General features: G+C 64.1%; 22 protein-coding genes and 1 pseudogene. 8 read left to right on the top strand and 15 right to left on the bottom strand.

All coding sequences use genetic code 11. From position 1 onward, the window contains the following. Window positions 1–9: 9 nt before the first annotated feature. Window positions 10–762, top strand: a complete 753-nt coding sequence (locus IVB19_RS09870; protein WP_026233115.1) for an SDR family NAD(P)-dependent oxidoreductase — start codon at window positions 10–12, stop codon at window positions 760–762. A gap of 206 nt (window positions 763–968) precedes the next feature. Here the strand turns inward: IVB19_RS09870 and IVB19_RS09865 are convergent, their stop codons facing one another. Together IVB19_RS09865 and IVB19_RS09860 are read right to left on the bottom strand one after the other, a co-directional pair. Continuing rightward, window positions 969–1,187: a hypothetical protein gene (locus tag IVB19_RS09865; protein ID WP_026233114.1), complete on the bottom strand. Its 219-nt coding sequence runs from the start codon at window positions 1,185–1,187 to the stop codon at window positions 969–971. A 186-nt stretch (window positions 1,188–1,373) separates the two neighbouring features. After that, entirely contained in the window at window positions 1,374–2,351 is a 978-nt protein-coding gene (locus IVB19_RS09860; protein WP_018456234.1) for a magnesium transporter CorA family protein, read from the bottom strand. Window positions 2,352–2,686: 335 nt separating this feature from the next. Here IVB19_RS09860 and IVB19_RS09855 point away from each other — a divergent pair, with 335 nt between their 5' ends. Further along, a complete protein-coding gene (locus IVB19_RS09855) occupies window positions 2,687–3,373 on the top strand; it encodes a L,D-transpeptidase (protein ID WP_018456233.1) in 687 nt (228 codons plus the stop codon). 37 nt (window positions 3,374–3,410) lie between these two features. Here the strand turns inward: IVB19_RS09855 and IVB19_RS09850 are convergent, their stop codons facing one another. Beyond that, entirely contained in the window at window positions 3,411–4,547 is a 1,137-nt protein-coding gene (locus tag IVB19_RS09850) for an extensin family protein (RefSeq protein WP_247821348.1), read from the bottom strand. A 65-nt stretch (window positions 4,548–4,612) separates the two neighbouring features. On the opposite strand from IVB19_RS09850, the gene IVB19_RS09845 reads away from it, so the two are divergent. Further along, the gene (locus IVB19_RS09845; protein ID WP_018456231.1) at window positions 4,613–6,241 is read left to right on the top strand and encodes a fatty-acid--CoA ligase; all 1,629 of its coding nucleotides are present in this window, start codon (window positions 4,613–4,615) and stop codon (window positions 6,239–6,241) included. A 242-nt stretch (window positions 6,242–6,483) separates the two neighbouring features. Further along, window positions 6,484–7,338, top strand: coding sequence for a DUF1499 domain-containing protein (locus IVB19_RS09840; protein ID WP_018456230.1), 855 nt, complete (start codon window positions 6,484–6,486; stop codon window positions 7,336–7,338). Between the two features lie 7 nt (window positions 7,339–7,345). On the opposite strand, the gene IVB19_RS09835 is transcribed toward IVB19_RS09840, so the two are convergent. The 4 genes from IVB19_RS09835 to IVB19_RS09820 form a co-directional block, all read right to left on the bottom strand. Next, a complete protein-coding gene (locus IVB19_RS09835) occupies window positions 7,346–8,269 on the bottom strand; it encodes an MBL fold metallo-hydrolase (RefSeq protein WP_085352554.1) in 924 nt (307 codons plus the stop codon). A 149-nt stretch (window positions 8,270–8,418) separates the two neighbouring features. Continuing rightward, a complete protein-coding gene (locus tag IVB19_RS09830) occupies window positions 8,419–9,633 on the bottom strand; it encodes an acyl-CoA dehydrogenase (RefSeq protein ID WP_007594720.1) in 1,215 nt (404 codons plus the stop codon). A gap of 160 nt (window positions 9,634–9,793) precedes the next feature. After that, window positions 9,794–10,870, bottom strand: coding sequence for a 3,4-dihydroxy-2-butanone-4-phosphate synthase (gene ribB, locus IVB19_RS09825; protein WP_018456228.1), 1,077 nt, complete (start codon window positions 10,868–10,870; stop codon window positions 9,794–9,796). 153 nt (window positions 10,871–11,023) lie between these two features. Then, a complete protein-coding gene (locus tag IVB19_RS09820; RefSeq protein ID WP_018456227.1) occupies window positions 11,024–12,751 on the bottom strand; it encodes a cation:proton antiporter domain-containing protein in 1,728 nt (575 codons plus the stop codon). Window positions 12,752–12,818: 67 nt separating this feature from the next. Between IVB19_RS09820 and IVB19_RS09815 the strand changes: the two genes are divergently transcribed. After that, window positions 12,819–13,346 (top strand): DUF3124 domain-containing protein, encoded by a 528-nt coding sequence (locus IVB19_RS09815; RefSeq protein WP_026233112.1) that lies wholly within the window; start codon window positions 12,819–12,821, stop codon window positions 13,344–13,346. 91 nt (window positions 13,347–13,437) lie between these two features. Further along, window positions 13,438–14,670, top strand: coding sequence for an aminotransferase-like domain-containing protein (locus IVB19_RS09810; protein ID WP_018456225.1), 1,233 nt, complete (start codon window positions 13,438–13,440; stop codon window positions 14,668–14,670). A gap of 4 nt (window positions 14,671–14,674) precedes the next feature. On the opposite strand, the gene IVB19_RS09805 is transcribed toward IVB19_RS09810, so the two are convergent. Further along, the gene (locus tag IVB19_RS09805) at window positions 14,675–14,947 is read right to left on the bottom strand and encodes a helix-turn-helix domain-containing protein (protein WP_018456224.1); all 273 of its coding nucleotides are present in this window, start codon (window positions 14,945–14,947) and stop codon (window positions 14,675–14,677) included. A 157-nt stretch (window positions 14,948–15,104) separates the two neighbouring features. On the opposite strand from IVB19_RS09805, the gene IVB19_RS09800 reads away from it, so the two are divergent. Beyond that, complete coding sequence (locus IVB19_RS09800; protein WP_026233111.1) at window positions 15,105–15,557, top strand: hypothetical protein; 453 nt, start codon at window positions 15,105–15,107, stop codon at window positions 15,555–15,557. 96 nt (window positions 15,558–15,653) lie between these two features. Continuing rightward, on the top strand, window positions 15,654–15,881 hold the full coding sequence (locus IVB19_RS09795; RefSeq protein ID WP_026233110.1) for a hypothetical protein: 228 nt from the start codon (window positions 15,654–15,656) through the stop codon (window positions 15,879–15,881). A gap of 235 nt (window positions 15,882–16,116) precedes the next feature. Here IVB19_RS09795 and IVB19_RS09790 read toward each other — a convergent pair. From IVB19_RS09790 to IVB19_RS09760, 7 genes and pseudogenes are all read right to left on the bottom strand, one after another. After that, window positions 16,117–16,933, bottom strand: a pseudogene (locus IVB19_RS09790) (aldo/keto reductase). A gap of 227 nt (window positions 16,934–17,160) precedes the next feature. Continuing rightward, entirely contained in the window at window positions 17,161–17,580 is a 420-nt protein-coding gene (locus tag IVB19_RS09785) for a hypothetical protein (RefSeq protein WP_026233109.1), read from the bottom strand. A gap of 107 nt (window positions 17,581–17,687) precedes the next feature. Next, on the bottom strand, window positions 17,688–18,689 hold the full coding sequence (locus IVB19_RS09780) for an NAD(P)H-dependent flavin oxidoreductase (protein WP_018456217.1): 1,002 nt from the start codon (window positions 18,687–18,689) through the stop codon (window positions 17,688–17,690). A 107-nt stretch (window positions 18,690–18,796) separates the two neighbouring features. Continuing rightward, window positions 18,797–20,416 carry a DHA2 family efflux MFS transporter permease subunit gene (locus IVB19_RS09775; protein WP_018456216.1) on the bottom strand — a complete coding sequence of 540 codons (1,620 nt, stop codon included), beginning with the start codon at window positions 20,414–20,416 and terminating at the stop codon, window positions 18,797–18,799. After that, the gene (locus IVB19_RS09770) at window positions 20,413–21,567 is read right to left on the bottom strand and encodes an HlyD family secretion protein (protein ID WP_247821347.1); all 1,155 of its coding nucleotides are present in this window, start codon (window positions 21,565–21,567) and stop codon (window positions 20,413–20,415) included. The genes IVB19_RS09775 and IVB19_RS09770 overlap by 4 nt, the downstream gene beginning before the upstream one ends. 199 nt (window positions 21,568–21,766) lie before the next feature. After that, window positions 21,767–21,925: a hypothetical protein gene (locus tag IVB19_RS09765; RefSeq protein WP_204513880.1), complete on the bottom strand. Its 159-nt coding sequence runs from the start codon at window positions 21,923–21,925 to the stop codon at window positions 21,767–21,769. A 24-nt stretch (window positions 21,926–21,949) separates the two neighbouring features. After that, window positions 21,950–22,324: a PRC-barrel domain-containing protein gene (locus IVB19_RS09760; RefSeq protein ID WP_007594753.1), complete on the bottom strand. Its 375-nt coding sequence runs from the start codon at window positions 22,322–22,324 to the stop codon at window positions 21,950–21,952. Window positions 22,325–22,416: the final 92 nt, after the last annotated feature.

The raw sequence follows: 22,416 nt of genomic DNA, 5'->3' as shown, positions 1-22,416 counted from the left end.
AAGATGTCCATGCCGCAGTCGTCCAATGCGCCGCGCCGTACGCTGCTCCTGACCGGGGCGAGCCGCGGCATCGGCCATGCCACCGTGATCCGTTTCTCCTCGGCCGGCTGGCGCGTGATCACCTGCTCGCGGCATCCGTTCCCGGAGGATTGTCCCTGGGACGCGGGCCCTGAGGACCATATCCAGGTCGACCTCGCCACCCCCGCAGATACCACGCGCGCGATCTCCGACATCCGCGACCGTCTCGAAGGCGGCATGCTGCATGCGCTGGTCAACAACGCCGCGATCTCGCCGAAGGGGGCCGGCGGCTCCAGGCTCGGCTCGATCGACACCGACCTCGACACCTGGACGCACGTGTTCAATGTCAACTTCTTCGCGCCGATCATGATGGCGCGCGGGCTGATCGAGGAATTGAAGGCGGCCAAGGGCTCTGTCGTGAACGTCACCTCGATCGCGGGCTCGCGCGTGCATCCCTTCGCGGGCGCGGCCTACGCCACCTCGAAGGCCGCGCTGGCGTCCCTGACGCGCGAAATGGCCTCCGACTTCGGCCGCGTCGGCGTGCGCGTCAACGCGATCGCGCCGGGCGAGATCGACACCTCGATCCTGTCGCCGGGCACCGAGAAGATCGTCGACCAGCAGATCCCGATGCACCGGCTCGGCACACCGGACGAGGTCGCCAAGATCATCTACGTGCTGTGCACGGACACCAGTTCTTACGTCAACGGCGCCGAGATCCACATCAACGGCGGCCAGCACGTGTAGGCTACCGCGTCATTGCAAGCGCAAGCGAAGCAATCCAGACTGCCTCGGTGAGGACAGTCTGGATTGCCTCGTCGCTTCAGTGCAAAATTGCTTCGCAATTTTGTCGCGAGCTCCTCGCAATGATGATGTTGGAAATTACGCCGGAGAAGCAAGGCGATCCAGACAACGCCGCCGCAAGACCTGGATCGCCCTTAGCTTTCCGTTCCTCAATCGAGTCGAATCCGACGTGACCTCTCGCGTGGCTGCGGAGCGGCCGTGCTGATTGCAGTCGAGCAATCGTCGTCGTTCTCGCCGTCGAGCAGCGGAGCACCACAGTGCCGGCACATGCGCGCCGACATCGACGACGCCTTGCCGCTCGTCGCGACGTGGCGATAGCTCGCCAGATCGATGACGTTGGGGGGCGTCGTTATGTGTTTTTCAACCATGGCTGTTCCTCGCGGCTTACCTGCTCCTTATCGCAGACAAGTTTCGCGCAAACGTTCAGCCCACCGCTCAAATTTTACCGGAGGAATTGGGGCGGCGAGCACACATCGCCGTGCGGCCGCAATCCCGCTCTATTCTGCGACACCAGACACTGTGTCTCTGCGTCCGGCGTAAGGTCTCGGTCACTATTACAGCCACTTCTTCCACTTGAAGATCCAGTACGGAACGATCGCCGCAATCAGCATCAGCACCAGCGCGAACGGATAACCGTGCACCCATTCGAGTTCCGGCATCGACTTGAAGTTCATGCCGTAGATCGAGGCGATCAGCGTCGGCGGCATCAGGACAACCGCCATGACCGAAAACAGCTTGATGATGTTGTTCTGCTCGAGATTGACGACGCCGAGCATGGCGTCGAGCACAAAGGTGATCTTGCTGGAGAGATAGGAGGCATGATCGGTCAGCGAGACGACGTCACGCTGCATGGTCTTGAGCTGCTCGCGCATGTCCTTCGACCATTTCACGCCCTCCACCACCGCGGAAAGGAAGGCGACGACGCGGCCGATCGAGACCAGGCTCTCGCGAACCTTGGAGGTCAGATCGCCCTTGCGGCCGATCGAGATCAGGATTTGCGAATATTGCTTGGCGTGACCGTGGCGCTCGCTCTCCGGCTCGAAAATGTCATGGGAGACCTGATCGATCTCGGCGCCGCAGCGCTCCAGGATGTCGGCGCAGCGGTCGATCACGGCATCGAGCAGCTCCATCAGCACCATCTCGCCGGTGATGGCCGGTGTGCAGGAACGGGCCAGCTTGGCCTCGACCAGCGCAAAGGGCTTGGGCTGGTCATAGCGCACCGTTACCAGGCGGTGGTCGCCCAGAATGAACGTGACCGCCGTGGTCCTCGGCATATCGGTATCGGATTGGCACATCAGCGTCGCGGTCATGTAGCGCGCGCCGTTCTCCATATAGAGGCGGCTCGAGATCTCGATCTCCTGCATGTCCTCCCGGGTCGGGATTGCGATCCCCGAGAGCTTCTCGACGGCTTTGTCCTCGGCCGCGGTGGGGTTGACCAGGTCGATCCAGACCGCATGCTCCGGGACTGCTGCGAGATCCTCGATGACGGCCTTCTTGAGGGAGGACTCGAAGGGAACGAACACAGAAAACATGCACAACTCCAGCAGGGGCCTGCGACAGACTGACAGCGCTTAGCGCGATTCTGACAAGTTGATGATGACAAGCACATTAACGAGCGTTTGCATTTGTGGCGACGGCATGGCCCAACTGTGGCACGGAATCGACACATACGACCGTTTTGCCCAAAAACCGGCTCTGGCCCGCAAAACTTGCGGCAGAAAAGCCACAGGTAAGGTCTTGCAGCGCGGGAGAAGCGTCGTGAGGCTGGAATTGTGGCAGATTTCAACGATAATGGGGGCCAACGGAATCGTGGAATTGGGCTTACTCAAGCTCCACGAAGCTTGTTGTTGTCGATTGGAACCAAATCATGTCGTCGCTGAAAGTTACGCTGGGTATTTTGGCCGCTGGCCTGATGCTGTCGGGCTGCATGCAGGCCACGCATTTTGAAGCGACCGACACCAAGGCCTTCAAGCCGAAGGACAAGGAACTCCTTGCCAAGGTTCGGTACGAGAACACCCCGGTCGCAGAGCCGTTCCGCCGCGCCATCGTTGAGTACCACCGCAAGGAATCGCCGGGCTCGATCGTGGTCGATTCCGACAACCATTACCTCTACTACGTTCTGGATGGCGGCAAGGCGATCCGCTACGGCATCACCGTCGGTGAAGAAGCCATGGCTTGGTCGGGCATCGCCAAGGTGGGCAGCAAGACCGAGTGGCCGGCCTGGCACCCCACCCCCGGCGAAATTTCGCGCCTGGGCGTGCCCACCTTCGTCGCCCCCGGTCCGGACAATCCAATGGGCTCCCGCGCGATGTATCTCTACTCGGGCGGCAAGGACACATTGTTCCGCATTCACGGCACCAACCAGCCGGAATATATCGGCGCGTCGATCTCGTCGGGCTGCATCCGCCTGACCAACGAGGACGCGATCGACCTCTATGATCGCGTCAAGGTCGGCACCCTCGTTGTGGTGCTCGAGCCCAAGCATGGCGACTCGCCCTACAATTCACGGCTTGCGCTCGGCGGCAGCCAAACTGGCCAGGCGGGCAGCTACTGATCAGGTACCTGATCTCTGACATTCAAAAGCGCCGGTCTCACCGGCGCTTTTTTGTTGCCGGCTTGTGCGGCCGGGCTTTGTGGCCGTCGGCCGCCGGCTTGTCCGCAGAGGCAGCCGATGTCTCCGCCGCCTCGTCGTCAATTCCTTGCTTCGTCTCGGGCTTGGCCTCGGGCTTCGCTTCGGGTTTGGCCGCGACCTCACGCGGCGGCGCCTCCTCGGGCCGTTCCGCCGGCAGCAGCGGGGCAACCTGCGGCAGCGGATCCCAGACGTTCCACTGGCAGATCCGGTAGTCGTTGCGCCGCTGCGCGAGATCGAGATGGATATGGTCCTCGTGGTACCAATCCGAGCCGGGGCCGAGCACGGTCGAAAAGCGCGAGCAGACCGAATGCAGCACGCGCTCGCGCACCTCGCGCGGCATGGTGCGGTCGGTCAGGCCGATCGACTGCCCGTTAGCGAGCTTGATGGCGCGCACATCGATCGCATTGGCCTTGCCGTGCTCGGACAGCATGGCGCCGACGACGCGGTTGCGGCCGCGACACTCGAAGCTGTCGAAATTGTCGAGATCGCCGATGGTCGAGCCGAGGCTCGCGGCCAGCGGCACCACGTCCTTGCGCACCCAATCGGCGATTGCGGATGCCATGGTGCAGCGGAGGATCGCCGCCGGCTTGACCGCCACGTTGCGCTTGTCCGGCAGCACGATGGCCTCGAGCCGCACCAGATCCTCGCCGCCACAGGCGCCGGGGCCGCGGATATCCGGGATCGAAGGCGCGATCGCGATCTCCTCGGTCAGCGCGAGGCGGCACGCCGAGGCCTGCTTCTCGGGCGGCGGCGCCGCCTCGGCGGGCTTGGTGGCGCCTGGTTTGTCCGCGGAAGGCTTTTCCGCGGAAGGCTTGCCGCCGGTCTCCGCAGGAGCCTCGTCCGATGCCTTAGCCGACCCCTTGGGGGCCTCCTCGGGGCGAGGTTTTGGGAGCGGGATCCTGCCAGAGATATTGGCAGAATGAACCGTGGCGCGCGGCCGTGGTGCAGCAATACCAAAGATGTCCAGCGGGGACCCATATTTGCGCGCCTCTGCCCGATCCGCGAGCCCGAGCGCGACGGTAACCATTGCCGCGCCGACGGACATATAGCCGCGACAAGACCATTTGCGGCGAAAGGCGGGCAGGCTAAAACTCATGACAATTCTTTGGCCCAACGCTGAGAGCGACAATCCGCCCAGCGGCTTCTCGGAGGAACGACGGAATGCTTGGTTTGATGCAAGACTGGCCCCTGCTCTGCCACAGGATCATCGAACACGCCGCCAAGATTCATGGCAAGCAGGAGGTCGTGACGCGCTCGGTCGAGGGACCGATCCATCGCACCACCTATGCCGATATCCACAAGCGCGCGCTCAAGGTCTCGCAGATGCTGGAGCGCGACGGCATCAAGCTCGGCGACCGTGTCGCAACGATCGCCTGGAACACCTGGCGCCATCTTGAGGTCTGGTACGGCATCATGGGGATCGGCGCCATCTGCCATACCGTCAATCCCCGCCTTTTCCCCGAGCAGATCGCCTGGATCATCAACCATGCGCAGGACCGCATCGTGATGACCGACATCACGTTCGTTCCGGTCCTGGAGAAGATCGCCGACAAGCTGACAAGCGTGGAACGCTACGTCGTGCTCACCGACAAGGCGCACATGCCGCAGACGACGCTGAAGAACGTGGTCGCCTACGAGGACTGGATCGCGGAGGCCGACGGCAAGTTTAAATGGAAGGACTTTGACGAGAACACGGCGGCCGCGATGTGCTACACATCGGGCACCACCGGCGATCCCAAAGGCGTGCTGTATTCGCATCGCTCCAACGTGCTGCACGCGATGATGGCCAACAATGTCGACGCGCTCGGTACCAGCGCCTCCGAGACCATGCTCCCCGTGGTGCCGCTCTTCCACGCCAACAGCTGGGGCATCGCCTTCTCCGCACCCTCGCAGGGCACCAAGCTCGTGATGCCGGGCGCCAAGCTCGACGGCGCCTCGGTCTATGAGCTGCTCTCGACCGAGAGGGTGACGCATACCGCCGGCGTGCCCACGGTTTGGCTGATGCTGCTCCAGCACATGACCGCCAACAATCTGAAGCTGCCGGACCTGAAGATGGTGATCTGCGGCGGCTCGGCGATGCCGCGCTCGATGATCAAGGCCTTCCTCGACATGGGCTCGAACGTCCGCCACGCCTGGGGCATGACCGAGATGAGCCCGATCGGCAGCGTCGCGGCGCTGAAGCCGCCGTTCCAGAATGCGATCGGCGAGGCGCGGCTCGACGTGCTCCAGATGCAGGGCTACGCGCCCTTCGCCGTCGAGATGAAGATCACCGACGATGCGGGCAAGGAGCTGCCGTGGGATGGCACGACCTTCGGCCGCCTCAAGGTCGCCGGCCCGGCCGTCGCCAAGGCCTATTACCGGGTCGACACTGATATTCTCGACGAGGACGGCTTCTTCGACACCGGAGACGTCGCGACCATCGACGAAGCCGGCTACATGCGGATCACCGACCGCTCCAAGGACGTGATCAAGTCCGGCGGCGAGTGGATCTCCTCGATCGAGCTGGAAAACCTCGCCGTCGGCCATCCCGCCGTGGCGGAAGCCGCCGTGATCGGCGTGTTCCATCCCAAATGGGACGAGCGTCCGCTGCTGATCGTGCAGCTCAAGCAGGGCCAGCAGGCCAGCCGCGAGGACATCCTGAAGTTCATGGATGGCAAGATCGCCAAATGGTGGATGCCCGACGACGTTGCCTTTGTCGACGGCATACCCCACACGGCGACGGGCAAGATCCTGAAGACCGCGCTGCGCGATCAGTTTAGGGAATACCGCTTCCCGAACGCGGCGGCGTAGGCCATCTCGGACGTCGTGCCCGGGCTTCGTCCCGCCTGCGGGGTCAAAGCCCCTTCGGCGCGGCGACGGCCCGGACATCCGCGTCCTCATGGCAAAAAGACGTGAATGGCCGGTCAAGCCCGGCCATGACGATGCAGCCTTCTGCGGAACTCTTGAATTTGCCCGCCGGCCGTGGTCTCAACGGCCCATCGTCGTGCCAGATCGGCCGGCACCGTCCCCAAGATCCCGGCAGAGCTGACCCGATGGCCCGCAGGTTTTCCGCTCCCTACCAGTCGGAGCCCGTGTCCAGCCTCGCGAGCTGGGCGCGCAATCTGGCCGTGTTCGCCCTGGTAGCGGTGGTGGTCTCGATCATCATCGTCCGGTTCGGCTTCCTGGAGATGAAGCCGGCGCTCGCGACCTTCTTCGGCGGGCTCGGGATTGCCGCGCTCTCGATCCTGTTCGGGCTCGCCGGCTTCGCCGCGATCTGGCAGAACGGCTCGCGCGGCATGGCGCGCATCCTGCTTGCGTTCCTGATCGACGGCGCGATCCTCGCCTATCCCGCTTATCTCGGCCTGCAATACCGCAAGCTGCCGGCGATCCACGACATCACCACCGACCCGATCGACCCGCCGCGCTTCGACGCGCTGGCCCGCCTGCGCACCGGCGATGGTGCCAATACCGCTGTGTATGCCGGCCTCTATTCGGCCGAGCAGCAGCGTCAATTCTATCCCGATATCGAGCCGATCGAGCTCGAGATTTCAGTCGACCGCGCCTATGCGATCGCGCTTCAGCTGGTCAACAAGCGCAAATGGTTGATCATCGACGAGCGCGCGCCGCAGCCCCCGCGCCGCATCGGCCGCATCGAGGCGGTGGCGCGCTCACCGATCATGGGTTTCCGCGAGGACATCGCCATCCGGGTCGTGCCCGACGGCGAGGATTCCCGCGTCGATATCCGCTCCGCCTCGCGCTATTTCGAGAGCGACCTCGGCAGCAACGCCGCACGCGTGAAGAAATTCATCGACGATCTCAACACCGCCGCCGATGCCGACGCACTCAAACCGGTGAAGAAGACGCCGGTGGCGCCGCCGAAGGCGCCGGCAAAGACGGTGAAGAAGTGACGGAAGGCTAAGCGTTCGCCATCCGATAGGTCCCGCCGATCACGGGATCGCCGTCCGTCGCCACCACGCCGCGGGCGACCAGGTCTTCCAGATGCGCCAGCACGGAATAGCCCGCCGCGGTGGTGAGCCTCGGATCGATGCCGATATAGATCGCCCGGACCATGGTCGGGATGTCGGTCTCGCCCTTCGCAAGGCGGTGCAGGATGGAGGCCTCGCGCGCCTTGCGGTGACGGATCAGGAAGCGCACGAAGCGCGGGCCTTCTGGAATTTCGGGGCCGTGACCGGAGAAATACACATCCTCCTCGCGCGCGGCGAGACGATCCAGCGATTCCATGTAGTCGATCATCGAGCCGTCGGGCGGGGCCACAATCGAGGTCGACCATCCCATCACGTGATCGCCGACGAAGTTGAATTTTCGCTCGGGCCAGGCAAAAGCGAGGTGGTTGGCGGTATGGCCGGGTGTCGCCACGGCCTCGAGCCGCCAGCCATCTCCTTCGACCACGTCGCCATGGCCGATCCTGATATCGGGCGCGAAGTCGCGGTCGGCGCCGGATTCCGGGTTGTGCTTCTCGCTCTCGAAGCGCGGGCGCGAGGCGCGGTGCGGGCCTTCGGCGTAAACTGGCGCGCCGGTCGACCGCTTGATCCGCGCGGTGTTCGGCGAATGGTCGCGGTGGGTGTGGGTGACGAAGATATGGCTCACCGTCTCGCCGCTGACGGCATCGAGCAGCGCCGCCGCATGCGCCTCGTCGTCCGGACCGGGATCGATGATCGCGACGTTGCCCCGGCCCACGATGTAGCTGACCGTGCCGGTGAAAGTGAACGGACTCGGATTGTTACAGAGCACGCGCCGCACGCCGGGGCGGACTTCCTCGACGATGCCGGGCTTCAGCGGAAAGTCGCGGTTGAACGGGACGTCGTCGTTGTCGGACATGGCTTGCTCGTACCTTGCTGACTTCGTCATGCCCGGCCTCGTGCCGGGCATCCACGTTCTTCGCGTGGTCTAAGACGTGGATGGCCGGGACAAGCCCGGCCATGACGCGATTGGAGAGTTCAGTCGCATCCCACACTGGGGCGGTTTGCTCAGAAAAACGCCTGAATGCCCGTGATCGCGCGGCCCAGGATCAGGGCGTGGACGTCGTGGGTGCCCTCGTAGGTGTTGACGGTCTCGAGGTTATGGACGTGGCGCATCACGTGATACTCGATCGAGATGCCGTTGCCGCCGTGCATGTCGCGCGCGACGCGGGCGATGTCGAGCGCCTTGCCGCAATTGTTGCGCTTCATGATCGAGATCATCTCGGGAGCGAACTTGCCCTCGTCCATCAGGCGACCGACGCGCAGCGAGCCCTGAAGGCCCAGCGCGATCTCGGTCTGCATGTCCGCGAGCTTCTTCTGCACGAGCTGGGTCGCGGCGAGCGGCTTGCCGAACTGCTTGCGGTCGAGCGTATACTGGCGGGCGCGGTGCATGCAGTCCTCGGCCGCGCCGAGCACACCCCAGGAAATGCCGTAGCGGGCGCGGTTGAGGCAGCCGAACGGGCCTTTCAGGCCGGAGACGTTGGGCAGCAGCGCGTCTTCCGGAACCACGACACCGTCCATCACGACCTCGCCGGTGATGGAGGCGCGAAGCGACAGCTTGCCGCCGATCTTCGGTGCCGACAGGCCCTTCATGCCCTTCTCCAGCACGAAGCCGCGGATCTGGTTGTCGTGCGCGGCCGACTTGGCCCAGACCACGAACACGTCGGCGATCGGCGCGTTCGAGATCCACATCTTGCTGCCGGTCAGGCGATAGCCGTCCGACACCTTCTCGGCGCGCGTTTTCATGCCGGCCGGATCGGAGCCGGCATCAGGCTCGGTCAGCCCGAAGCAGCCGACCCACTCGCCGCTGGCGAGCTTCGGCAGGTACTTCTTGCGCTGGTTCTCGTCGCCATAGGCGTAGATCGGATACATCACCAGCGAGGACTGCACCGAGTTCATCGAGCGGTAGCCGGAATCGACCCGCTCGATCTCGCGCGCGACCAGACCATAGGCGACATAGCCTGCATTGGCACAGCCATATTCCTCCGGCAACGTGATGCCGATCAGGCCGAGTTCGCCCATCTCGTTGAAGATCTCGCGATCCGTCTTCTCTTCGAGATAGGCCTTGGCGACGCGCGGCAGCAGCTTGTCCTGGGCGTAGGCGCGCGCGGTGTCGCGCACCATGCGCTCGTCTTCGGTGAGCTGCTCGTCGAGCAGGAACGGATCGTCCCACTGGAAAGAAGCCGAAGCCGGCTTGTCCTTGGCCTGAGGGCGCGCGGTCATGAAACGTCCTTTCGTCTGGTTCCGTCAAAATTTGCCCGACAAAGTAAAGCGCCGCGGCAACAAGTGCAATTGCGTTGCAGATGTACGGGTCTGCGTGATTCCCGGGGACCCGCGAGGCGCGCCTCGGGGGATGCGCTTCGCGCACCCCTGGATAACAGCGCTAGCTTTCGAGTAGCTCGTTGGCGACGATCTCGATGCCGAAGCCCGAAAGGCCCTTGTAGTCGTGCACCGAGGAGGTGAGATGCCGGATCGAGGTGACGCCGAGATCGCGCAGGATCTGTGCACCGACGCCGACTTCGCGCCACTGGCGGTTGCGGTCGGCCTCGGTCGCGCTCTCATCGGGCAGCGGCGCCACAGGGACACCGGCCGCACCGTCGCGCAGATAGACCAGAACGCCACGGCCCGATTTCTTGAAGTGCTCGAGCACCGCCGCCATGCGCTTGTGGCCGGTGAAGATGTCCTTGACGATGTTCGGCTTGTGAAAGCGTGTCAGGACGTTCTTGCCGTCGCCGACGCCGTTGTAGACGAAGGCGACATGGGCGATGGAATCGAACGGCGAGCGGTAGGCATAGCCCTGCAGCGGCCCGATCGGGCTCTCGGTGACGAAGGTCGAGACCCGCTCGATCAGTTTCTCGCGCACCTGGCGGTAGGCGATCATGTCGGCGATGGTGACGTGCTTGAGCTTGTGCTGGGCGGCGAAGCGGGCGACCTGCTCGCCCTTCATCACGCTGCCGTCGTCGTTCATCAACTCGCTGATGACGCCGACCGGCGGCAGGCCGGAGAGCTTGCACAGGTCGACCGCGGCCTCGGTATGGCCGGAGCGCAGCAGCACGCCGCCGTCCTTGGCGATCAGCGGGAAGATGTGACCGGGACGGGCGAAGTCGTTGGCGCCGGCATTGGGATTGGACAGCGCGCGGCAGCACGAGGCGCGCTCCTCGGCCGAGATGCCGGTGCCGCCGTCGGGCTTGTAGTCGATCGAGACCGTGAATGCGGTGGTGTGCGCTGAGTCGTTGTGGGCCACCATCGGATCGAGCCGCAGGCGGCGCGCATCTTCGCTGGTGATCGGGGCGCAAACGATGCCGGAGGTGTGGCGGATGATGAACGCCATCTTCTCGGCGGTGCAGAACGAGGCGGCGACGATCAGATCGCCCTCGCCCTCGCGGTCTTCGTCGTCGGTGACGACCACGAGCTCACCCCGGGCAAAGGCCTGCAAGACTTCCTGGACGTTATCCGGCATTTCCCAATCTCTATCGGTTATGGCCCGGAGGCTTAGCCGGACTTGAGCCGGGGCGCTAGTGTCCCCGGCGCAACCGCATATGCCGGACCGCAGCCCTGCCCGACGGGCGGCTCGCGTCGGGCCTAAGCCCGGTGAGAAGCCGGCCGGGAGCGGTCAGGGCAGCACTTCGCGCCGCTCGCCGAGCCGCTGATCGAGCTCGGCCCGCTTGTCGGCCAACAGGCCGGCCTGGGCGGCCTCGATCACCGTGAACAGCTCATGGGCGTCGCTGAGCCGGGTCACGGTGACATAGCTGGCGCCAGCCGCGTAGAGTTCGTCTACATCCGACAACAGATCGGCCGTGGCAATGATCATGGCGGTCGGGTTGAGGGTGCGGACGTGGCGGACCAGCTTCTCGTTGCTGGCACCCTTCAGAAGCGCATCCGGGACGCTGAGGATGATCATCTCGGATTTGCCGACGCCGGCATGGAGCAGCGTGTCGGCGCTGCTGATATCGCCGTAGATCACGTGCAGGCCGCGCGACAGCAGCGTCTGGTACACATTGGGATTGAAGTCGATCACGGTGATCTGCTCGAGCAGCACCGGTGCCTGCCGCTCGATCTCGGCCAGCAGCGCGCTCGCCGCACGGAAAAAGCCGAGGATGACGATGCGGCGCGCCTCGCCATGGCCCTCGTGTCCTTCCTCGCCGTGGCCATTGCCGTGGTCGAGATCGCGCAGGCCGATCCGCTTCAGGGGACCGATCGCCCAGCGGGTGATCTCGTCGCTGCGGGTCATCACGAATGTCGAGAGCACCGCCAGCACCACGAAGGCGAAGGAGGCCGCGTTCGCCGTCTGGGCTGCGATGTGGTGGTCGGCGACGCCGGTCTGGATCACCACCAGCGAGAACTCGGAGATCTGCGCGAGATTCAGGGCCGGCAACAAGCTGGCTCGCAGGCCCTGCCTCATCAGATAGAGCGGGACGAAGGTGGTCACGAGGCGGCTCACCACCGTGAACGCCGCGATCATCAGGGCAAGTCCGATCACGGAGAGGCCGGGCACGGGAATGGTCATGCCGAGCGCGACGAAGAACAGCGTGATGAAGAAATCGCGAAGCGTGGTGACCTTGGCCGTGACATCGAGCGCATAGGGAAAGGTCGAGAGCGAGACGCCGGCGATCAGGGCGCCCATCTCGCGCGACAGCGACAGCCGCTCGGCGGTCTCGGCGACCAGGAAGCACCAGGCGAGCGCGCCGAGCAGGATCAACTCGGGGCGGCGGGCGATCTGGTGAAACAGGCGCGGCAGCACGTAGCGGCTCACCAGCAGTGCCGCGGCGACCAGCACTGCGACCCGCCCGATCGAGAGCAGGATCACGCTGATTTCCAGATTGGCAAGGCTCGGCTGCACCGCCAGAAACAGGATGGCGAAGATGTCCTGGAGCACCAGCACGCCGAGGGTGATGCGGCCGGGCAGCGTGTCGAGCTCGCGCTTCTCGTAGAGCACCTTGACGATGATGACGGTGCTCGACAGCGCGCAGGCGACACAGAGGTAAACCGCATCGAACTGTCCGCCCCCGAGCGACAGGCCGATGCCGACGAAGAACAGCACCCCGAGCAGGCAGCCGCCGAGGAGCTGGCCGCCCGCCGCGAACAGGATGACCTTTCCCGCCCGCACGATCTTCTTCAGGTCGATCTCCAGGCCGATCATGAACAGCATGAAGATCAGGCCAAGCTCGGAGATGACGCTGATCGATTCCTGCGACTTGACCCAGCCGGCGCCAAATGGACCAATGCAGAAGCCGGCGATAAGATAGGCCAGGATCAGCGGTTGCCTGGAGAAGTGGGCAAGCAGGCCCAGCATCCAGGCAAACAGGATACAGAGAGTGATGTCGCGAATGAGCTCGTGCATGCCAGATTGGTCCGTTTTGCCGCACCCTAGTGATCGAGTGCGTTGCGGCAAGCGAGCAATTCGTCACATGCGGATGGGGCTCGCCATTGCACTGCTGCTATGCCCCCTCGCCTGCTCCGTGCCCGCAGCCGCTCAATCCAAGGTGAATATCGAACAAAACTTTGCAGATTCCCTCACCGCACTGCCGAAAGAAGAACTCGCCGTCGCCGGCGGGTTCTACGTGCCCGCCTATTCCAGTGTCGCGATGAGCCAGGGCAAGCTGCGCGTCGACTTCTCGGTGACCCTGAGCGTGCACAACGCCTCCGAGACGCAAGCACTGGTTGTCAAACGCATCGCCTATTTCGACACCGCAGGCAAGCAGGTCGAGAGCTATCTGAAGGCGCCCGTCGCGTTGAAGCCCCTCGCCACCGTCTCAATCTTCATTCCGACCGACGACGTACGCGGCGGGACCGGAGCCAATTTCCTGGTCGATTGGGCCGCAGCAAGCGAGATCGCCGAGCCTGCTGTCGAGGCCTTGATGGTTGGCGGCGTCGCCAATGCGCATTACGCTTTCATCAGCCAGGGCCGTCCGACCCGGACGGCCGGCAAGAACTAAGGCCGTCTGTCCGCCGGATGCGGGCAAAAGAAATAGGCATGGCCGACGCAACGCCGGCCGGCTCAAAAAGAAAACAACGAGGAACGCTCCCATGACGTCCAGCTTCGATTTTGCGCCCCTGTTTCCCGCAGGGCTGCCGGCCCCCTCTGCGCGCTGGACGGGCCTCGCCAAATACAGTTTTGTCGGCGGCAACAACGACTCCGAGCAGGTGCCGCTCGATGATCTGATCGAGGCGGCCAATCTGGCTCTGCAACGCGAAGGCCGCTCGCTCGCCACTTACGGGCTGGCACATGGTCCCCAGGGCTATCTGCCCTTGCGCGAATTCCTGGTGGCAAAACTCAAGCGCGATGCCGGCATCAACTGCACGGTCGACGATCTCCTGATCGTGTCCGGCTCGCTGCAGGCGCTCGACCTCGTCAACGCCACGCTGCTGACGCGCGGCGACACCGTGATCTTCGAGCAGGATAGCTATCAGGGCTCGCTGACCCGCCTGGCACGGCTCGGAGTCAACGTGATTGGCATTCCCCTCGACAACGACGGCATGCGCATGGACGTGCTGGCCACGACGCTGGCCGACCTCAAGGGCCGCGGCATCCGTCCGAAATACATCTACACCATTCCGACCGTGCAGAACCCGACCGGCAGCATCATGCCGGAGGGCCGCCGCACCGAGCTGTTGCGGCTGTCGGCAGACTACGGCGTGCCTGTTTTCGAGGACGATTGCTATGCCGATCTGGTCTGGTCGGGACAGCGGCCGCCGGCGATCCATGCGATGAGCCCGAACGGCGGCGTGATCCATATCGGCTCGTTCTCCAAGTCGATCGCGCCGGCGCTGCGCGTGGGCTTCATCGTCGCGCCCTGGGATGTGATGTCGCGGATGCTGGCGCTGAAGACGGACGCCGGCTCAGGCGCGCTGGAGCAGATGGTGCTCGCTGCCTATTGCAAGCCGCATTTTTCGACCCACGTGCCGGCACTGACGAAGGCGCTACGGACCAAGCTTGATACGCTGATGGAGGCCGTCAACGAGCAGTTCGGGACGGCCGCCGAGTTCGAGGAGCCCAAGGGCGGGATCTTCCTGTGGGTGAAGCTGCCCGATCAGGTGGATACGCTGAAGCTGTATCAGGCCGCGCTTGCCGCCGGCGTATCGATCAATCCGGGGCCGGAATGGTCGACTGACAAAAACCACTCCAGATCGCGACTGCGGCTGTGCTTTGCGAGCCCCTCGCATCAGCAGATCCGCGAGGGCGTGGCCGTGCTGGCCGAGGTCTGCCGCAAGGAGTTCGGCGTGCCGGCCCGCAGTGCCAATGTGGAGAATCGAGCTTGAGCCTTCAGACGATCTGGGGCTGGCTGCCGTGGATCGCGGAGGCCAGCCGCAGCAGCAGCACAATCGAGACGTTGCCCTTTCCGGCCTCGATCTGGGCGATGTAGCGCTCGGATATCCCGGAGCGGCGGGCGAGCTCCCGCCGCGACAGGACGCAGCGCATGCGCGAGGACTTCAAGCGGTCGCCCAGCTCGGCCAGAAACGCGCTCTCGGAATAAGGCGGCACGGCGCAGCTCCCCGGCAGCACCTCGCCTGCGAAATCCCTGACTTGATTCAGCATCGGTTTATCCAATTTCCCTTCGGGAGCGCCATCCTACCGGGGAAACGGGCTGCCTCATTGACGCGGATCAAATTCGCGCGCGAATGGCGGTCAGCGTGGACGATGGCGCGCGGGATGCTACACTTCGGAATTCTTTGCAGGTGGGGCCTTTCAGGACATGAGACGTTGTTTGTGCCGCTCTATCGCGGCAGCAGTGCTGTGGGTTGCGTTCACGCCCGCGGCCGGTGCCGAGTCGCTTGCGGCGACCGTCGAGCAATGGGGCCTGCTCGGCTCATGGGCGGTCGATTGCGCCGGCCGGCCCGACCGCGAGAAGGGCGCGCTCTTGACTTACGAGATCCGGAAGGACGGAAGGGTGATGTACCGGCGCAATTTCGGCGAGGCCAAGGACGAAAACGAAGTGGTATCGGCGATGGTCAACGCCGACGGCCTGCTCAATGTGATGGTGTACTTCCCCTTGCTGCAGCAGACGCGCGAGTTCGGTCTGCTACTCTCGAAGCAAGGCAGCTTGCGCGCAATCTACAATCGCAGTGAGCGCGGCGAGTACACGATCAGGGACGGCAAATACGTCGCGACCGGCGCGCCAACACCTTCACAACAGCGCTGCGATTAACCCACCTGAACAGGCGTTCAGAAATCTCCTGCGATTCCTCCGGAACGTTCCCGCGAATGCGCCGTTTAGATTTGCATTCCATTGGAGGAGGACATCATGAAGAAGATTGGTTATGTGCTTGCCGCTGTCGGCGCGCTCGCGGTTGCAATGCCGACGCTCGCCAGCGCGGAGACGGTAGTGATCAAGCGCGGTGGTCATCATCACGGCATGTATGGCGCCCGCGCCGAATACGGCATGCATCGCGATCACGGCTGGCATCGCGGCTGGCGCCATCGCGACCGCGTCGTCGTGATCAAGCGTGGTCACCGTCATCATTGGGACTAATGCGCAACGCAATATGGAAATGGCCCTTCACGGGGCCATTTTCTTTGCGTGCCTTCTTCCTTCTCCCCTTGTGGGAGAAGGTGGCGCGAAGCGCCGGATGAGGGGTATCCCTCGGCGAATTCAAACTGACAAATGTGCGCGCGGAGAGAGACCCCGCACCCGTCTCGCCGCTGCGCGGCGAGCCACCCTCTCCCACAAGGGGAGAGGGTCCGGCGGTGCGGCCCAGCGTCGACTCTCAGTCCCATGCCGGTGCGAAGCCGGGATTGACGCAGCGCCTGTCCTTCGGCAGCGCGGCGATCTTGTTGCGGTCGGCATCGTCGAGCGTGATCTTCAGCGCGTCGAGATTGGCCTGCTGGCTCTCTCGGCGCGAGGCTTTCGGGATCGCGGCCACACCGTCCTGGTCCAGCAGCCATTTCAGCGCGACCTGCGCCGCATGCATTATGCTTGGCGCCGATCTCGGCCAGCACCTCATCTGACGCGATGCGTCCCTGCGCCAGCGGGCAATAGGCGACCAGCGGGATCGACTTGGCGTTGAGATAGGCCAGCACCTTCGATTGATCGAGCAGGGCGTGGTATTCGATCTGATTGCATGCGATCGGCGCCTTGATGTCCTCGACCGCGATCTTCAGCAGCGCCGTGGTGAAGTTGGCGACCCCGATCGCCCGCGTCCGCCCCTCCTGCTTCAGCGTCATCAAGGTCTCGAACACAGCACCCCAGTTCGCCGCCTTGGACGGCCAGTGCACGAGATAGAGGTCGACATGGTCAAGCCTGAGCTTGGTCAGGCTGGCGTCGAAAGAGCGGCGGATGGCGTCGGGGCTGAGGTTCTCGTGCCAGACTTTCGTCGTGACGTGCAGCTCGCCCCGCGGCAGCCGGGCCGCGGCGAGCGCCGCGCCGATCGGTTCTTCGTTGCCGTACATCTCGGCGGTATCGATATGGCGATAGCCGATCGACAGTGCGCTCTCGACCGCCGCGCGGCAGGTATCGCCCTGCATGCGGAAGGTCCCGAGGCCGAGCTTGGGCATGCTGATGCCCTGTGTCTTGAGATTATCCATGAACAAGTTCCTGACATCGTTCGGCCCGCCGGAGGCCAGCAGCGATGCTGCGTGAGCAGACTCTTCGGGGATGGAAAAGAGGTGGCGGGAGCGGACAGCATAGTGCGGCAGACGCACGGCGGCCAATCAAGATCGGGTTAGGTGCTTCCTCACCGTCCCCCGGCTTACGGTTTCTTGACCGCGGGCCTACGGTTTTGCAACGTGCCGGATGACGGCTCGGAGCTGACCTAGTGCTTCCAGTTGCAGATGCCGCCGCTGCGGCACGGCCAGGTCTGGATCCGGGTGTCCATCGCCTGCGCGTCGAGCGGATTGCCGTGGCGATGCGCGAGCTTGGTGCGTGCCGCGCCGCGTGGCTGCGCGGGCTTGACGTGCGCGACCTTCGGCTCCGACACGCGCACGCGTTCGGCGGCGACCTTCTTCGGCACGTCGACCGGCTCGGCGCGCGCCTGCGCCTCGTTGCCACCGCGCGCCTCCAGCGCGACAGGCGCGAACCGGGTTTCGGGCCCGAGCCGCTTGGGCGACAACACCGCCTTCGAAAGATCGAGGCCGAGATAGTCGTCGGGCTTGTAGTCGTCAGCGCGCGCGACGCCGCCCCATGCGAGCACGAGGGCAACGGCCATTGCAAAAGGAGCGCTCTTCAGAATCACGGACGCCTCCTGAAATTGATTGTTAAGAGGTAATTTACCTCTATTTAGAAGGCGTCGCGCGCAATTCCAGCGGTCAGCTGCCGCCGTGGTTAAGAAGTTTGGCGGTGTCAGGCGACCTTTCGCGGTGCACCCGTCTCTTCAAGAAACCCCATTAGACGGGTACGGATGATGGTTTCCGCCTCAGCCATGATCCTGTCGACGAGTTCCTTGCAGGTGGGGATGTCGTGGATGAGGCCTGCGACCATTCCGCAGCTCCAGGCGCCGGCGTCCATCTGCCCGTCCAGCATGATCCTGGGATAGACGCCCGCGACCTGGTCGTGGATGTCGTCGATCTTCAGCTTGTCGCCCTTCTCGCGTTCAATCTCGAGCAGGCGGTCGACATTGGCGTTCTTCAGCACGCGCTCGGTGTTGCGCAGGCTCCGCATGATGAGGCGGGTGTCGCGTTCGGTCGCCGCGACCAGCGCGTTCTTGACGTTCTGATGCACCGGGGCTTCCTTGGTCGCGATGAAGCGCGTGCCCATGTTCATGCCGGCCGCCCCCAGCGACAGCGCCGCGACGAGGCTGCGGCCGTCCGCCATGCCGCCGGATGCGACGAACGGAATCTTCAATTCCTCCGCCGCGCGCGGCAGCAGAATCATGTTGGGAATGTCGTCCTCGCCGGGATGGCCGCCGCACTCAAAGCCGTCGACGCTGACCGCGTCGCATCCGATGCGCTCGGCTTTCAAGGAGTGGCGCACCGAGGTGCATTTGTGGATGACCGTGATCCCGGCGGCCTTCAGCGCCGGCATGTAGGCTTCCGGGCTGCGGCCGGCGGTCTCCACGGACTTGATGCCGCCTTCGACGATGGCGGCGATGTATTCCGGATAAGGCGGCGCGGCGAAGGTCGGCAGGAAAGTGAGGTTCACGCCGAACGGCTTGTCGGTCATATCGCGGCAGCGTGCGATCTCTTTTGCCAGCAGCTCCGGCGTCTTCTGCGTGAGACCGGTGATGATGCCGAGTCCGCCGGCATTGGAGACGGCAGCCGCCAGCTCGGCAAAGCCGACGAAATGCATGCCGCCCTGGATGATGGGGTGCTCGATGCCGAACAGTTCGGTGATCGCGGTCTTCACTTAAATTACCTCCCGGGCTTTTGCTTGACGTTCGCGCCAGTCTAGCCGGACTTTTGCGCCGCGGTCATCCTTTCTCTCTCGCCATTTCTCTCAGAACGGCCGTAGGCTCAATGCCCCCGCGCGGGAGCGCCCAGCTTGATCGGGCGCAGCGCCGCGGCGGTCGGGATCATCAGCACCGCGATGATCGCGAGCGTCCAGAACACGTCGATATAAGCGAGCAAATCGACCTGCTGCTGCAAGGTGCGCCCAACCCAGGCGACCGCCTGCGAGGCTGCATCACTCGCGTTCGAGCCCTGAGCCTGGAAGAAGCGGGTCATCATCTCGATGGTCTGCTGATAGCCGAGGTCCGATGGCGCGGCGTGCTCGATCAGGCGGCTCTGGTGGAATTGCTGGCGCTGCGCCAGAATTGTCTGCGCCAGCGCGACGCCCATGGAGCCGCCGATATTGCGGGCGACGTTGATCAGCGCCGACGCCTGGTTGGTCTTGTCGGGCGGCACACCGTCATAGGACGCGGTCGTGACCGGCAGGAACAGGAAAGGAAGACCGAGCGCGAGGAAGATCCGCGACATCGCGGCATAGCCGTAGGTGATATCGCCGGTAAGGCCCGTGAGATGCCACATCGAGAAGGCGACGATGGCGGCACCGAACATGATGAGATATTTCGGCTGCACGCTGCTGACGAGGCGGCCGACCACTGGCATCAGCACCAGGGTCGCGACGCCGCCGGGCGACAAAGCGAGACCGGCCAGCATGGCGGTGTAGTTCAAATCGCTCTGGAGCAGTTGCGGCAAAAGCTGTGTCGTCGAGATCAGCACCGCGCCGGTCGCAAGCATGACCAGGAAGCAGGCGGCGAACTGGCGACGGCCCAGCAGGCGGAGATCGACGATGGGATCCTCCCGCGTCAGCTCCCACGGGATCAGCGCAAGCAGTGACATGGCCGAAAGTACCGCGAAGAACACGATCATGTTCGAGCCGAACCAGTCGTTGCGCTGGCCCTCGTCCAGCACGTATTCGAGCGAGCCGAGCCCGATCGCGACCAGCAGGAAGCCGACATAGTCGACGCGCAGGCCCTTGCTCAGCAGCTTCTCCCTCTCCTCCTCCGCGCCCGAGGGCTCCTTGACCAGCGTGCCGACCAGGAACAGCGACAGCAATCCCATGGGGACGTTGATCAGAAACACCCAGTGCCAGGTGTAGGTGTCGGTGATCCAGCCGCCGAGCGTCGGACCGACCACGGGCGCGACCACGACCGCGACGCCATAGATCGCGAACGCCTGGCCGCGCTTGTGCGGCGGGAAGGAGTCGGCGAGGATCGCCTGCTCGCTGGTCGCCATGCCGCCGCCACCAAGGCCCTGAAGGATTCGGAACAGCACCAGCGCCTGCAGATTCCAGGCGAAGCCGCACAAAAGCGAGGAGACCGTGAAGATCGCAACGCACATCATGTAGAAGCGCTTGCGGCCGATCACGGTCGACAGCCAGCCCGAGATCGACAGCACGATGGCGTTGGCGACGAGATAGCTGGTGATGACGTAGGTGCTCTCGTCGATGCCGACGGCAAGCCCACCGGCGATGTGGCGCAAGGCAACGTTGGCAATGGTGGTGTCGAGCACCTCCATGAAGGTCGCGATCGAGACGACGAACGCGATGAGATAGGGATTATGACCGCCCGCCGCCGAGCGCTCCGGCGACCAGCCGCCCGCGGATGCACTGCCCTGCGCCGTGTCGGTCATCGCACCCTGGTCCAGGGCACGACCGACATGCCGGGACCAACGGGCAGATCGGCCGGCCAGCTGTCGACCACGATCTTCACCGGCACGCGCTGCACCACCTTGACGTAATTTCCGGTGGCGTTCTCCGCCGGCAACAGGCTGAACGCGGTGCCGGAGCCCGGCTGCACGGAGTCGACATGGCCGGTGAGCTTGCGCGCGGGATAGGCATCGATGCGGATCTCGACCGGCTGACCCGGCCGCATGTCGTTGAGCTGCGTCTCCTTGCAGTTGGCGACGATCCAGACCTCGTCAGGCACGAACATCATCAGGCTCTGTCCGGCTGTCACGAAAGTGCCCTTGGCGCCGCTGAGCTTGACGACGCGGCCGGACTGCGCCGCAACCACGCTGGTATATTGCAGGTTCAGCTTGGCCTGATCGAGCTGCGCCTGCGACTGCTGGAGCTGCGCCCGGGCGCCCTCGAGCTGCGCCTGCAGCGTCTTGATGCCGACCTGCGCGGCCGTCACAGCGGTCTTCGCGCGTTCCGTGTTGGCCTGCTGCGCCTGAAGATCGGAGCGGGTCTGCTGCTGGCGCTGCACGGTGCCGGCGCCCTTCTCGACCAGATCCTGGGCGCGCGCGAATTCTTCCTGCGAGAACTGAAGCTGGGCCTGGGCCTGTTCGAGCTGCGCCTCCGCCTGCTTGATCTGCTCCTGCTGGGAGACGATCTGCGCCTCGACATTGGCGATGTTCGCCCTGGCGACCGCGACCTGCGCATTGGCCTGATCGATGGCGATGCGATAGTCGCGCTCGTCGATCTTGGCGAGAAGGTCCCCGGCTTTGACATGCTGGTTGTCCGTCACGGGTATGTCGGTCACGTAGCCGCCAACCTTGGAGGCCACGGAAAAGCTGCGCGCGGCGACGAAGGCATCGTCGGTGGATTCATAGTGGCGCACCTGGAGCCAATAGAGCACTCCGCCGATAAGGGCCGCGAGCAAGACGATGGTGCCAACGCTTGCCAGCAACCAATGCTCGCGAATCCGCTCTCGCAGCGACGGCGCCTTGGCCGGCTTCGAGTCCGTGGCGTCACGGGCCTGATCAGGAGATATCTTCGGAGCTTCCTTCGCCCTCTGCGGCTGCTCCGCGGACGGTCCACGCTCCCGTGTTTGAGCATCCACGGTGAACACCTTTCTCGGGGATCAAACTGGCGGCAGAGCCGCCAAGGCCGGCACACGCGCCGCGAGCCCAACTGCAACTCCTGATCATGGTTCCGCTTGTTGCGAGCACCATCGCGTTCGTGAACGCCTGCCCAAAAAGCGAGCGCGGCACAGTGCATGCCGCGCTCGCCTCGATATCTCATGGGAAGCGCACCCGGTCTCAGTGCGTCTTCGTCGCGTGCCATTTCTCGAGATCGGGTTTCACCTCGTCCGATCCCTGCTCCTTTTCCGGAGTGCCCTTCCAGGGCTTGTCCGTCTGCTTGTGCGAACCCCAGTCGCTCTGCTGCCGGGGATCGTCGTTAGGCCATTCCTTGCTCATCGAGCTTCCTTTCGTTGGAAACGCTTACGCGAAGGGGACACCGTAATAGGAGTTGATCCCGCGAACCGCGGCGTCATCACCCCAGTTCCAATCACTCCGTTCGCCGTATTTGGGCGCGCCTTCCAGTTCCTTGGTGGTGATGCCGGTGACGTAACCGCCGAGCTCCGTGTCGTATTTCAGCGACTGCCACGGCAGCGGATAGTGGTCGTTGCCGAGGCCCAGAAATCCGCCGAAGCCGAGCACGGCGTAGGACACCTTGCCGCTGATCTTGTCGATCATCACGCGTTCGATCGAGCCGATTTTGTTGCGATCGGCACCGTAGACCGATGTTCCCTCGACCTTGTCGCTGCCGATCAACCGACCCATCTCGTTTTGGTCCAGTTCACCCTGATTCAACATCTCAATTCTCCACTCAGCCAGTTGTGGAGACAACCCGAAGAGGTGCGCGATCGTTCCGGCATGTTCCGTCAGACTTGAGGAACATCGCCGGA

This window comes from Bradyrhizobium sp. 187, from assembly GCF_023101005.1.
Classification (GTDB): Bacteria; Pseudomonadota; Alphaproteobacteria; order Rhizobiales; family Xanthobacteraceae; genus Bradyrhizobium; species Bradyrhizobium canariense_D.
Note: the sequence above shows the minus strand (reverse complement) of the source record. Positions and strands in the feature narration are given on the sequence as shown.